The sequence below is a fragment of the Rhizomicrobium palustre genome, assembly GCF_011761565.1.
Classification (GTDB): Bacteria; Pseudomonadota; Alphaproteobacteria; order Micropepsales; family Micropepsaceae; genus Rhizomicrobium; species Rhizomicrobium palustre.
This window is the reverse complement of the sequence record NZ_JAASRM010000001.1, coordinates 2,799,316-2,812,326: the sequence shown is the minus strand read 5'-3', so window position 1 is coordinate 2,812,326 and position 13,011 is coordinate 2,799,316. Positions and strand designations below refer to the sequence as shown.

Sequence of the window (13,011 nt, the reverse complement as noted above, 5' to 3'; positions counted from 1 at the left end):
ATCAATTTGCGGAAATGGAGAGCTGGAAGAACACGCGCCCGTCGCTGTTGCCTTCCAAGGCCACCTTGCGGCTGATCGGCAGGTCGTATTCCACGCTACCGTTCACACGCTGGAACAGGCTGAAGCGCAGGCCCGCGCCAACCGACGAAGCGGTGTCTTTCGTCTTATCGCCGAAGCCGAGCTTTCCGGTGTTCGACGTATAGCCGAAATCCACAGAGGCGAAGAATTGCGCGCCGGTGAGGACTTTCGGGAAGGGCAAAAATACGCTTGCCGGAGTGACGCGGGCTTCCAAAGCGCCCAGCGCGCAAAAATCGCCGACCATTTCGTTGGAGTCATAGGCTTTGCCGAACACTGCGCCGCCATAGCCGCATTGCTCGGACGACAGCAGACCACGCGAGGCCACTTGGCCTTGCGCCGCGCCATAAAGATCGAGGGCGCCGTATTTGGTGTCGAGCACGGATTGCAGGCGGGTGATAGTTGCTTCCACTGAGGAAAAGATCGCGCTGCCAGTGCTGCGGCTGCGCAGAGCGTCGGTCACATCGGAGACATCACCCAAAGGCAATCCTTGGGTGAAGGTGATATCTCCCGTCGTCACGCCGGTTTCGTCACGCTTGTTCCAGGTGGCGCCCAAATTCCATTCATAAATGCGGTCACGCGAATGCGGCGTGGCGAGAAACTGTGATTTCAGAAGCTTGCCCGTAACGCCGGTGCGCAGCCACAGGCTTTCAAGGCGCGAACGCAGCAGCGGGTAATTCAGGCTTGCACCATAGGTCCAACCGCTCGACCCGAAGTTGATCGCCGACAGCGTCGGCGAACCGGGATGAGCATCAGACCAGATGCCGTTGAAGGACAGGCGCGTGCCATTGTCGCTGATCGGAAAGGACATCTGACCAACCACGGCCGAAAGCTGCTTGCCGTTCAGGGCGCGAATGCCGTGCAGCGAAACGTCTTCACCCTGCCCGATCAGATCATAAGCGGCCGCGGTGATCGAACTCTGCCAGGGACCGAAAGCACTCGAGCCGCGATTGTCGATCGACGCGCTCGCCGTCCAGCTCTGCTGGCTCGTCTTCACCACCAGCCGCGTGGCGCCCTTGGGCGCGTCGGGGATGCGATCAAACACACCAGAAACCGCAAAGCCGGGCACGTCATTCATCAGCAGGAGGTATTTTTCCAAATCCGCCGTCTTCAACGGATGGGACTGCTTGATGCGCTCTCCCATGGCGGTAACGACCGAGGGCAGCTTATTGTGTGCGCCTTCGAAGCGGATCTCGGCGATATAGCCTTCCACCACATCGATCCGGACCGCGCCGGTCGCCGGATCGAGCTCTTGCGCGGGGACCAGGGCGAAACTCAGCGCATACCCCGCCTCGCGGTACTGGTCGGTGATCTTGCGCGCCACGGCGAAGACGTCGGCCAGCGAGACATCCTTGCCGATCAACCCGGCATAGGCGGAAGCCAAGCGGCTGCTTGGCACCGCCGTATTCCCGCTGAGATCGATTCGGCTAAGGGTGAAATGCACCTTCTCCGCGCCTTGCGGCGTATCAAAACCGGACGGCGCGGGGATCTGGATACGGTCTTCATGGGCGGTTGGGAGCTTTTGCTGCAGCGTCCGCTCGACAGCACCAGGTGCAACCTGAGAGGGCACCTCGGCGGCAATTGATGAAACAGCACAAGCAATGAAGGCCGGGCCCGCAGCCAGCAGGCAGCGCGTAAATCGCATGACACCCCCTGTAATGCCTTGTATATTCAGCATTTTTAGACAAATTAAATTGCAACGAATTTACGGCAGAGTCCGTTACCACTGTAAAATAAGAAAGGTTCTAGACTTGTCCTAAAGGAAAAACGCCAAACGTCGGCTGCGAGACAATCTTAGCGTGCTCCCAGAAAGCTGCGGTCAAAGGCAAACAGGACCGCACGCCAGCCCAATGAGGGCGCTTTAAAGCGCAAAAGCCCCTGCGCGCCCCCTCCAGCGCTCCTGGCCAAGGGCGCGGCGAAGTGGTTGGAAAAAATAGCGCTTCAGGCTGGACAGCGGGCCGGTCCTTGCCTAAAAGACCCGTCCTTTCGATACCGAGCGTGCCCAGGTAGCTCAGTCGGTAGAGCAGCGGATTGAAAATCCGCGTGTCGGTGGTTCGATTCCGCCCCTGGGCACCATTCTTTTCATAATACCCCGATATTTTTTGAATTTTGTGGCCAAAGTAGCCACTTCGCCACACGTGACACCACCAGCCTCATCGAATCCATTTATCCTGGATCTAGCAACCAGCAATGATCCCGATGATGTTGGACGGGCACCTGGAACCAGCTTCTGAGATTTTCGAATTGGCTCGCACGGCAATGCGACATCTCGCGCGGGATGATTTTGAGTTGGTGCAGTCAGTCATACGAGGCGCCCGCAGTCGTCGCATGAGGAATTCCAAGCAGTGCACAGGCCTGTCGAGAGACGAAGCGCATGACCTTTGAAGACTGGAGATCGATTAGTTCAATTGCGGGCCTGGTGAGAGCCTTATTTCTAATCGTGGACCGATTGCTTGTTGGCCGTCCGCGTCTTTGGTCTATGGCCGTGTCACGGCTTGGCCACCCCATATTCGTTGAAGGGGCATGACATGCCGAAATCGCGAAATCGCAAAAAAAAGAAATCGTCCGCCCAGCGAACGAATAAATCTAGTGCTCAGCAAAGCAATGAAACGACAGCGTCCATTCTAATTAAATTTCTAGCCCCTATAGGAAAGCTATGGAAGATTGTGGCTGGCGCGGTGGCGCTCCTATGGACATTATATTTTAGCTGGCAACAGGCAATACCAGAGGTCCATCTTGATCCTGGTCAAGTAAGTGCAACCACGCATATCGCATTTTATATTGAGGAAAAGAGCCCACTAGTTTCTGCCGTCCTTACGCATTTTGATTGCGTCGGCTCAGCTTATCGTGATGTCCTCGCCAATACTATTGATACGATGGTGATAGGTAATCCGCTCAACACGACTATCGGATCGGAAAAGACAAAGGCTTTTTACGATTGCCGTGTCGAGCTGGGCATCCCGCTTAATCAACTGGCAATGGTCGGAAGAGTAAACTATCGGCTCAAATTCTTTGGGCTTTTGGGGCCGGAGCAAACCGTTGAATCCCTGCCAGTCTATTGGCCAACAGACCCTAGTAACCCCCATTGGAGCGAAGGGGTGAGAGCGAATTAGTTGTTCGGTAAAACAGCTCAAAACTCGCCGCTATGCGACTCTACCTAGAAGCGGGAGTGTAGCTCTCCGCATGGGCGTGCCCCAGACGGATTTCGCCCCTGGGCACCATTCTCCCTCTACCCAATCCGATGGACTTCGCGCCGCACCTGTCCTTTGCCATGTGTGGAGGTTTGCTGAAGGGTCTGCGCATATTCTCCCGATGGCGGCGGGAACGCCCTGTTTTCCGATACGGCCACGGGCTAGAAGCGCAGAATGACAGACAAACTGGTCACCCTTGCGATAGCCGAACCGGAAGATTTGCCGGCGTTCAAACGAGAACTACAGGACGCATTTGCGGCGGCTGTCATCGAGGAGTTTGGGCCGCTGCCTGCGGGCCCAATCCCATCCGACCAAGATCTCGATCAATCAATGACCGCAGCCGGTGCCGTGGTGCTGCGCATTCTTTGCGACGGCCGAAAGGTCGGTGGCGCTGTGGTTTCGATCAACGACGCCACCAACCGCAATTCACTCGATTTTTTCTTCATATCCGTCAATGAACATGGCGGCGGCCTTGGATATAAGGCATGGCTGGCCATCGAGCAGATGTTTCCCAAGACCGCCATCTGGGAAACACACACGCCCTGTTTCGAGAAGCGGAACATCCATTTCTACGTCAACAAATGCGGCTTCAAGATCGTCGAATTTTTCAACGCCCGCCGCCCTGATCCGCATGGACCAAGCTCGGATGATTTTCCCGGCGTGGACGAAGCATTCCGGTTCGAAAAGCTCATGTAAGCCAAGCCGCTGAAAATCTATTCTCGTGACAGCGCCACAACTGGATCGAGCCGGGCCGCGTTACGCGCTGGCAGATACCCGAAAAGCAGCCCCACTGTGATCGCGGACGCACTGGCGATGCCGATCGCCCCTCCTGTGAGCACCATCGGAAAATCGCTGCTATCTTCACCGGGAAGCGCGCAAACCACCAGCGCCAGCGCGATACCGAGAACGGCGCCGGTCAGGCAGATGGTGATAGCTTCGATTTGAAATTGCAGCATGATATCCCGCCTGCGGGCCCCCACGGCCATACGCAATCCGATCTCCTTGGTACGCTCCGTCACTGACACCAGCATAATATTCATCACGCCAATACCGCCGATGATCAACGCGATAGCCGCAACCGAAGAGATCAGCAGAGACATCGTTTGTGCCGTCTTCTCATAGGTTTTGCGGTATTGGTCGCTGTTGAAAACGAAGAAATCCTTGCGGCCGTGGCGCTGTGTCAGCAGTTCGCTTACAGCACCTTCAGCCAAGCGGGTGTCAATCTGCCGGACAACCCGGATGGTCAGCCCATAGAGGCTTGTCTCCTGGCCGGTGATGCGGCTGCGAACGGTTGTGAAGGGAACAAATATCTGAAGATTGCGGCCGCCGAAACTTGTCGTGCGCGGTGCCAAAACCCCGCAGATCACCACAGGCATCTGCTTGAACATGATGATCTTGCCAACAGGCGACAGCTCATGCGGAAACAGCCGCTTTCTTGTATTGTCGTCGATCACCGCAAGCTGCGCCTTTGCCTGGATATCGCCCTGGTCAAACAGGCGCCCGGCCTTGAGCTTGAGATTGCCCGTCTTGAAATAGCTTTCGCCGACACCGAGTATCTCCGCGGAAACCGAGATGTTCGCATATTGGACGTTTCCTGAGGCCGAAAGGATCGGCGAGACGCTGTCGATGTAAGGCTGAGCTTTGAGGGCATCCGCATCTTCTGGAATGAGCGTGCGGATGGAACTGGCGCGCTCATCGCCCCAATCCTTGCCGGGGTAGACCTCAATAGTGCTGACCCCCAGCTCCGTGAGTTGAGATAGCACCTTTCTTTGTGTGCCAGTGCCCAGCGCCGTGACGAGAACGACAGCGGCCACGCCAATGATAATTCCCAGCATGGTCAGAAAGGTTCGCATGCGATGACCCGCCATGGCGTGAAAAGCCATTTTCATCGCATCAAGGAACCTTCGCCCGCGCGGCGAGGACGCAGCGCCTTGGCTACGACGTGAATGGGTGGGGGGCTGCTCTGGGTTTTCTCTGGTCCGCCGATCCGCGATGATTTTACCGTCCCGAATTTCGATGATGCGATCGGCATGCTCGGCAACGTGAATATCGTGCGTGACCAGAATGATTGTATGGCCCTCGCGATGAAGTTCCTTAAGAACTCCCATCACCATTTCGCCGCTCTTGCTATCCAATGCGCCAGTCGGTTCGTCGGCGAGGATGATTTCGCCACCGTTCATGAGTGCCCTGGCGATGGAAACCCGCTGCTGCTGGCCTCCCGAAAGCTGGCTGGGGTAATGGCGCAGGCGATCACCCAGACCCAGCCTAGAAAGCAGCGTCTTGGCCCTTTCACTGCGGCTTGCCGGTTCGGCCCCGTCATAGATTGCGGGAATCTCGACATTGGCTGCCGCTGAAAGGTCTCCCATCAAATGATAACGCTGAAAAATGAAACCAAAATGCTGGCAACGCAGGCGCGCCAATTCATCCGGCTGGAGCGCGGCGGTTTCCTGTCCATCGATGCGATAACTGCCCGAGCTGGGCTGATCGAGACAGCCCAGGATATTCATCAGGGTCGACTTTCCCGAACCGCTGGCGCCTACAATCGCAATCAGTTCTCCAGCATTAATCGACAGCGACACGCTATCGAGCGCGACAACGGCTTCGTCTCCGGTATAGTAGACGCGCGAAATATTCGAAAGTTCAATCAAAGCACTCATAGCGGGCTATCCATCGGAGCGGGAGCGGCTGTGCCGATCACCACCTTCTCGCCAAGCGACAGGCCATCGCGAATCTGCACATTCACTTTGTCCGAGGCGCCAATCCGCACGAACCGCGTTTGCACTTTACCACCCGCAGTTTCGGCCCCGACGCGGTAGCGCCCATCGGCCCCGCGCTCCTTCAGAGCCGGCCACGGTACCATGAGAACGTTCGTCGCCGTCCTCAGCACAATATTCGCTTGCGCGGTCATCTGAGGGCGCAGCTTGCCATCGGGATTTGGAATCTCGCCAAGGCCATTATAATAAATTGCGGCCGTACTCTGAGCGGTCGTTTGTGCACCTCCGTCCGACGCCATCGTCGTGGGGGCCGTTTCGATCAGCCGCAAAGTCGTCATACGCTTTGTATTCTGATCGCCAATGACATTGAACCAGACCTTTTGGCCCGGCTGTACGCGCGTGACATCGGCCTCTGAGATTTGAATCTTCAAGCGCATGACGTCGAGCTGCGCCAGAACAACAATCGTCGGAACAGATTGGGTCGAATTCAGGGTCTGCCCCTGCTTGGTGACCACAGCGATAACGACCCCATCAATGGGGGCGACAATTCTTGTATATCCGAGATTGACTTGCGCATTTTCAACTTCGACTCTGGCCTGCGTCATCTGCGCGGTCAAAGCTTTCACTTCTGCTTCCAGCGCCATGTAGGATGCCTTGGCCGCATCGAAAGCAGACCTGGATGTAGCCTGCTCCGAAAGTAGATTTTTCTGCCGCCGGAACTCGTTCTCCGCCTGAGCGTACTGGATGGTCCGAGCCTTTTGTTGAGCAGATATATTCGCGAGCGACGCTTCGGCTATCCTCAGCGCGTTGCGTTGTGGCAAAGAGTCAATCTCGGCGATCAGATCACCCGCCTTGACACGCTGATTAAGACCGACGTGCAAGGCACGGATCTGACCGGTAACCTGCGCACCGACATTGACCATCCGCACAGGTTCAAGAACAGCGTTGGCGAGCACCGTCTCTTCTATGGTTCCGCGGAAAACGGATGATGTCAGAAGTTCTGCATCCTGAGATTTTTTTGACGGCCGCGCAAAAACAGCGAACGCCAAGCATGATGCGATGATCGCTATCGTGGCCGCCCGAACGGGCTTTTCCGAAACGAAGGCTCTCAGCCGCTCAAACATCATATACCCCTTAAGAAAATTATGCATTGCCAGTCTATGACCGCGCCTTTTTCAGTTGTGACAATACCGGCGAAAGGCTGGTTACGGATTGCAGGGGCGATCCATTACCCTCTGCGCGGTGGGTGGGTGGCGCCAGACGCCGCTTGAGTGCTGTCAGCCATATCGGATCGGTGAACGCATAATGCAGGAGCCTTCGCGCTCCATGGTTCATGCGATTAAGATAGGTGGCGAACCGGCGATACCAGACAAATTTACGGCCTGTTTTTCCGATCTCGGATGCATGCTTTCCGGTTCTAACAGGAAAAGGAAGAACACCGCGAAAGCGGATGGAGAAGTCCCAGGCACGGTCGTAATCCACATCTATGGGCAACGTCATGGGCAACAGATGCGCAAGATATGCCTCCGCCGCCTTGCGATTTATCGCGTAGGCAACAGCGCCAGTCTGACGAAAGAAGAAGCCGACGAGATGATGGTTCATCCCCAATGGCCGCTGGCGAAGGGGCGCGCCAAAATGGTTACCATAGAGCAGAGTCATATCCCACGCATCCGCCGCGTCTTCGAGTTCGTGAAGAACACCTGCGAGCGACGCATCGATGAGAGCATCGTCTTCGAGAACCAGGCTGCGTTCCGCGCCGCTTCTCAAGAACGCTTCCATCACACCGATATGGCTCATGAAGCAGCCAATTTCGTTGGCAACAGGTTCCTTTCCGTGCCGCTGCTCGTATCGCTGCCGGTTGAAGGCCGGGTGGCAGTCGGGATCGAGAACGGAGCCATCCACAGCTTCGAAGCGCTGGAACGCAATCCCGGATTTCGCAAGCTGTCGCGAAATGCTCCGCAGGCGATAGGTGCTGCGGTCGAGATTAATAACAAAACAGGTCCAGTTACTCGGCAACATGCGGTGCACCGTTCAGCGGAAATGTCCAAAAGGCTTCATGCGGAGAAAGCGGAGACAAAGCGGCCGGACGGAAACGCCACCGCCGCGGCGGCGTCCGAAGCTGCGTAGGATAGAATTCGATGAGGGATTTTTTCTGCGCCCAGTCGTTCCGCAGCACATAACGGGCGGTGATGGACGTATCGAGCCGGCGTGCTACCCGCAGCAGCGCCGTGAGACGGTTGAACGGAGAAGCCGCATAAGGTTGATCCTCGTAAAACAAGACCTCGTAGTTTTGCGAGATGGCGTCGAGGTTCTGGAGGATCAGCTCGTTGAGAGCTCGATGATTACAATGATGCCCAATCCCCAAGGGGACAAACAAGTACCCCTTTTCCCATTCGCGAAACCCTGCCGCGATTTTTGCGATCGCTTGCAGCACCGGCTCCATAATTTGCTCAAGGTCTGCAGCAACGCCGCTAAGATCGCCCACATGACGGCCGTACAAGGCGGGCTCTTTGCATTTCAGATCGATGCGGCAAAGACCGCAGGCGTGAGCAAATTGCTCATCTTCAGCATCCCGTATGATGAAGACATCGGCCTCTTGAGGCGATTCTTTTCGTGGTTTGGCCAAATAGCGACCGGCGGTGAAGACGTTGATCAACGTGCCCTGGTGGATGGTTTCAAGTAGACCACCCAACGAAAAGCAGGCGTCGTCGAAATGCGCCGACAACACCACGACCGGGGTCTTGAGAAATCGCGACAACAGCGGCCCATGCGCCAAGTCGAGGGTAGTGGGAAAGAGAAGTTCTTTAATATTGGCTTTGGTGCGCGCGCGATTCCGAACCAACCCAACACCGGGCAAACCACCTCCCGACCGAGATAATTCGGACATCTCCACCACCTTTTTTGACCTGACAGCCAGGCCGGTAGCCAAACGGCACATGGAATGGCTAAGCCGCCATCGACGTCCGATTAGGTCTCATGCCTGCGTTGGCGAAATGTGGAGGTGAAGTTGAGGCTTCATCCGCGTGGGGGCGCCATATCGATCCCGGCGCGTGCGATGACGGCTACTGGCAGCGCCGAATTTACAACTCTGGCCGTCGATCAAAGCCAAACACCTACCGTGGGACGACGCGCCGGAGCCCGCTATTTTTCCCATGCGGTGCCTTTCTGCCGTGCTTTGGCTGACGTTATGTGGAGATTTGGTTGGGGTGCACGATAGCCGTTTTTAGACAAGGGCCACCCGCGTTAAGACCAAGTGCCAACAGTCTCCATGGGTCGAGAATGCGATCGGTCCTGAATATTCTTTATAATTGCCATTGGATCGTGCCCGGGGAAGCCGCGCGATCCGCACAGCCATATATGGGCTTTTGGGAGCACCATCTTCGATCGAACGGCATCCGCAGCATCATTAACCTGCGTGGCGCGCATCCCGAATGGGGCTGGTGGCAGAAGGAAGCCTGGTGCTGCCGGCGCTTGAGAATCAAGCATTTCAATTTGAGTATGAACTCACGACGGCTGCCTACCAGAGTTCTCTTGCTGGGCTTATTGGAGACATTTGATGCCGCACCGCGGCCCTTTTTGATCAAATGCTCTGGCGGGCAGGATCGGACGAGTTTGGCGTCGGCATTGTTTCTACTGCATCGGTATGGCTGGATGGCGGAAGAAGAAGCCACAAAACAGTTCGACCGCTTTCCCTATTTGCACATGCCGCGACAAAACCAGATGTGGCTGCGGGCGTTTCCGGTATTCGCGCGGGAAGCGGCAAATGGCACCAGCCTCGTGAGCTGGATCCAGCAACAGTATGACCCGGTGGTGCTTGAACGCTGGCTTTCAGAACACGGAATAGCACCGATCGACCGATAATGATGACGCCAAACAAAAAGGCGGCCCCAGTCGGAGCCGCCTTTGGATTTTCACGCGGGTAATTGCTCTTCCGAGCAGATGCCGCCTTTACAGATGATAGGAGAATTCGGCGCCGATAAGGGTGACTTCCATGTTCACCGAGCCCGTCAGGCTGCCGCGCGCGGCGTTGCCGGGATCGGAGGCCTTAAGGGCGATATTGCCCTTCTCGGCGATGAGATGGGCGACCGAGAGGTCGAGGTCGATATGTTGGGTGAGCTGGTAGCCGATGCCGCCGCTGATCCAATAGCGCCCGCCATCGGGAATGCCCGGTGTGCGATAGCCCGAGGTCGTCGGGGTCTGGTCATAGGCGGTGCCGAGACGCAGCGTCCAAAGCTGGCTGGGCTTATATTCGACGCCGACGGAGCCGAACCAGCTATCCTGCCAGTTCATCACCGTCACATCGTCGGGCTGCTTGGGATTGTGGGAATGGGCGGTCAGCGTGTTGAAGGCGCTCCAGCCGGTCCAATCGCCGCCCACCGAGATCGTCCATTGCGGATCGAGCTTCCAGCGCGCGCCGAAAGTGACGAGATCGGGATTGGAGAACGGCGCGCTCGCCGGGCCATTTACAAAAGCCCCCGTCACGGCCTTCAGCGTGGCGCCGATGCCGGTAGAATCCAGCGTGAACCATTCATTGCCGTTCAGCGTGTTCTCGATCTTTGATTTATAGGAAACACCGACCGAGAAATTCGGCGTCGGCTTCCATTCCGCGCCAATCGTCCAGCCGGTCGCCCAATCCTGGGCGCGCAGCTCGACAAAGCCATCGCGAGCGCCCGGAACAGAGCCCGGGATCTTGTTGACATAACCGAGCGTGCCGAAGTCGATCGCCTTGGCGAGACGGCCCTTGATGTACTGGACCTGCAAGCCGCCGCCGATGGAAAGCTCCGGCAGAACCTGCCAGGAGACGACGGGTGAGAAGTTCGCGCTCTTCACGTCGCTCATGGTCGCGTAATAGCGCGTCACGCCGGTATTACCGTAATCGGTGATCATGCCCCAAGGCGCGGTGGCGGTGAAACCAACGGCGATGGTCGGCGTGAGGCGATAGCGCAGCGCCATCGCCGGGATCAGCGCCGTATTGACGATATCCTTCGGATTGGTGATGCCGGCGACCGGCGTTCCGGCCGCCGTGGTGGCCGTGAAGGTCCCGTCGGTCTTCGGCAGAAGCCCGACATTGCTGATCGCGACATCGAACTCGCCCACATCGGCGGCAAGCGCCGGATTGAAGGCCAAGGTCGAAGCGCGCGAACCGTTGGCCGCGTCGCCCGCATAGGACAGCCCCAGCGTGGCTGCGCTGACATCGCGCAACCCGTAGCCGCTGGCCAAAGCGGAACCCGAAAGCAAAATGGATGCAAAAAAGCACAATGCGGCCGTGCGGCGCATAGCATTCCTCATGGTACGTTTCCCCGCCCAAATTATAGGCGAGTTGCCCAGATTTACCCTAGTGGGCTTTGCCTGACTGCAACGTACCGACAAAAGGATCAAAATCCTCTTCGGACGGAGGCTCGTCGGAGGGGATGGCGTATTCGCCTTTGATCCACTTCAATAAATCTGCATTCGCGCAGCGTTTGGAACAGAAAGGACGAAAAGCCTCTTCTGTGTCCTTTTTGCAAATCGGACATTTATTTGTCGCCGGTTTGTAATCAGCCACGGGTTCCGACCTCGAATCTTTCCCGCGGGTAGCGGGCATCTTCCTCCAAACTGATTCGACCAATTCCTGCACGCGAAAGCGCATCCATAGCTTCATGGACCAGAAGCCACGCAATCACAGAGGGTGCCGCGGTTACGAGGATGGGTTTGCCCGGCGCAACGCGTGCGGTTTCCTCTACCCGGCGGATAAGATCCATCGCCACTGCTTCGGGACGGCGCGTAATGCCAAGCCCATGGCAAGTGCCACAATCCTCACTCCAAAGCTGGACCAGGGATTCGCGCACCCGCTTGCGGGTCACTTCCACAAGGCCGAAATCGGTCACCTTGCCGATATTCACTGGCACGCCATCACGAGCGAGGCTTTGGCCCAGCGCCGCCAGAACGCGCTCATAATGCGAGGGCTCGCGCATATGGATGAAGTCGATCACGATCAACCCGCCCACCCCGCGCAAGCGAAGCTGGCGGCCAATCTCTGCCGCGGCTTCCAGATTGACGGCGAGACCTGTGTCTTCCACGGCGGAAGAATGAGTGAAGCTTCCGGAATTCACGTCGATCGCCGTCAGCGCCTCGGTCCCTTCCACCGTCAGCCAGCCGCCGCATTTGAGCGGCACGCGCGGCAGGATCAAGCCATCGATGTCGCTTTCGAGATCGGCAAAAAGCGGCAGGCTGTCGTTATAAACAGCAATGCGGCCTTCCACCCCCGGCATCGCCTCGCGGCAATAGGCGCGTGCTTTTTCCGCCGCCACCGCGTTGTCGATCAGGATCGATGAGGTCGTGTCATGCACGATGTCGCGCAGCGCCCGCTCGATGGGGCCTAAATCGCGGCGCAAGGTGGAGGGCACGCCGGCGCTTTTGCGCGCTGCAGAAATCTCGCCCCACTCTTCTTCCAGCCGCAAAAGGTCTTCACGCAAATCTTCTTCGCTGGCGCCTACGGCGGCTGTGCGCAGGATACAGCCGCCTTTGAACTCGCTGGCAAAGAGCGCCTCGCCAATCTCGGCAAGCCGAAGGCGTTCGGCCTCATCCTCGATCCTGCGCGAAATCCCAACGCCGGGCTGCAAGGGCGTGAAAACGCAAAGCCGCCCCGGAATAGTGACATTCGCCGTAAGCCGTGCGCCTTTATCACCAATCGGGTCTTTGACAATCTGTACCAGAACCTTGTCGCCCTCGCGCAGGATCTGGCTGATGGAAAGCTCAACCTCCCCCTCCGCCGGAGCTAGGCAACGAGCTTCACGCGCCCCCAGGAAACCGGCGCGGTCCCGCCCGATCTCGACAAAGGCGGCCTGCACCGCAGGAACCACCCGCACGACGCGGCCAAGCACGATGTCGCCGACATGACCGGCGCTCTCTTCCGTGCCAAGGAGCCTGGTACAGCTAAGCGCTTCCAGCCGGCCGTCTTCGACAACAGCCACCCGGACCTCGCCCGCGCTCACATTGATGCGGATTTCTTGGGCCATGAATTGTGGTTAGGAGCCTTCGGCGATCAGCGC

At 57.5% G+C, this 13,011-nt stretch carries 11 protein-coding genes and 1 tRNA gene; 4 read left to right on the top strand and 8 right to left on the bottom strand.

Annotation, left to right across the window (positions count from 1 at the left end):
• Position 1: 1 nt before the first annotated feature.
• Complete coding sequence (locus tag FHS83_RS12500) at positions 2 to 1,720, bottom strand: ShlB/FhaC/HecB family hemolysin secretion/activation protein (RefSeq protein WP_167083284.1); 1,719 nt, start codon at positions 1,718 to 1,720, stop codon at positions 2 to 4.
• Positions 1,721 to 2,075: 355 nt separating this feature from the next.
• Between FHS83_RS12500 and FHS83_RS12495 the strand changes: the two genes are divergently transcribed.
• The 3 genes from FHS83_RS12495 to FHS83_RS12485 all read left to right on the top strand — a co-directional run bounded on the left by FHS83_RS12495 (position 2,076) and on the right by FHS83_RS12485 (position 3,962).
• Positions 2,076 to 2,151: transfer RNA gene (locus FHS83_RS12495), tRNA-Phe, on the top strand.
• Between the two features lie 452 nt (positions 2,152 to 2,603).
• Positions 2,604 to 3,188 carry a hypothetical protein gene (locus tag FHS83_RS12490; protein WP_167083283.1) on the top strand — a complete coding sequence of 195 codons (585 nt, stop codon included), beginning with the start codon at positions 2,604 to 2,606 and terminating at the stop codon, positions 3,186 to 3,188.
• A gap of 252 nt (positions 3,189 to 3,440) precedes the next feature.
• The gene (locus FHS83_RS12485) at positions 3,441 to 3,962 is read left to right on the top strand and encodes a GNAT family N-acetyltransferase (RefSeq protein ID WP_167083282.1); all 522 of its coding nucleotides are present in this window, start codon (positions 3,441 to 3,443) and stop codon (positions 3,960 to 3,962) included.
• A gap of 17 nt (positions 3,963 to 3,979) precedes the next feature.
• Here the strand turns inward: FHS83_RS12485 and FHS83_RS12480 are convergent, their stop codons facing one another.
• The 4 genes from FHS83_RS12480 to FHS83_RS12465 are packed head-to-tail and all read right to left on the bottom strand — an operon-like array spanning position 3,980 to position 8,867.
• Positions 3,980 to 5,923 (bottom strand): MacB family efflux pump subunit, encoded by a 1,944-nt coding sequence (locus tag FHS83_RS12480; protein WP_167083281.1) that lies wholly within the window; start codon positions 5,921 to 5,923, stop codon positions 3,980 to 3,982.
• Positions 5,920 to 7,107 (bottom strand): efflux RND transporter periplasmic adaptor subunit, encoded by a 1,188-nt coding sequence (locus tag FHS83_RS12475; RefSeq protein WP_208414603.1) that lies wholly within the window; start codon positions 7,105 to 7,107, stop codon positions 5,920 to 5,922. The genes FHS83_RS12480 and FHS83_RS12475 overlap by 4 nt, the downstream gene beginning before the upstream one ends.
• 31 nt (positions 7,108 to 7,138) lie before the next feature.
• The gene (locus FHS83_RS12470) at positions 7,139 to 7,999 is read right to left on the bottom strand and encodes a glycosyltransferase family 25 protein (protein WP_167083280.1); all 861 of its coding nucleotides are present in this window, start codon (positions 7,997 to 7,999) and stop codon (positions 7,139 to 7,141) included.
• Positions 7,986 to 8,867 carry a PIG-L family deacetylase gene (locus FHS83_RS12465; protein WP_167083279.1) on the bottom strand — a complete coding sequence of 294 codons (882 nt, stop codon included), beginning with the start codon at positions 8,865 to 8,867 and terminating at the stop codon, positions 7,986 to 7,988. Before FHS83_RS12465 ends, FHS83_RS12470 begins: the two co-directional genes overlap by 14 nt.
• 392 nt (positions 8,868 to 9,259) lie before the next feature.
• Between FHS83_RS12465 and FHS83_RS12460 the strand changes: the two genes are divergently transcribed.
• Entirely contained in the window at positions 9,260 to 9,841 is a 582-nt protein-coding gene (locus tag FHS83_RS12460; protein WP_167083278.1) for a phosphatase domain-containing protein, read from the top strand.
• 87 nt (positions 9,842 to 9,928) lie between these two features.
• On the opposite strand, the gene FHS83_RS12455 is transcribed toward FHS83_RS12460, so the two are convergent.
• From FHS83_RS12455 to FHS83_RS12445, 3 genes are read right to left on the bottom strand one after another with little or no spacing between them, the layout of a single operon-like run.
• Positions 9,929 to 11,257, bottom strand: coding sequence for an OmpP1/FadL family transporter (locus tag FHS83_RS12455; protein WP_167083277.1), 1,329 nt, complete (start codon positions 11,255 to 11,257; stop codon positions 9,929 to 9,931).
• Positions 11,258 to 11,315: 58 nt separating this feature from the next.
• Complete coding sequence (locus FHS83_RS19920) at positions 11,316 to 11,564, bottom strand: DNA gyrase inhibitor YacG (RefSeq protein ID WP_167083276.1); 249 nt, start codon at positions 11,562 to 11,564, stop codon at positions 11,316 to 11,318.
• Positions 11,518 to 12,978: an Rne/Rng family ribonuclease gene (locus tag FHS83_RS12445; RefSeq protein WP_167083275.1), complete on the bottom strand. Its 1,461-nt coding sequence runs from the start codon at positions 12,976 to 12,978 to the stop codon at positions 11,518 to 11,520. The genes FHS83_RS19920 and FHS83_RS12445 overlap by 47 nt, the downstream gene beginning before the upstream one ends.
• Between the last annotated feature and the right edge of the window lie 33 nt (positions 12,979 to 13,011).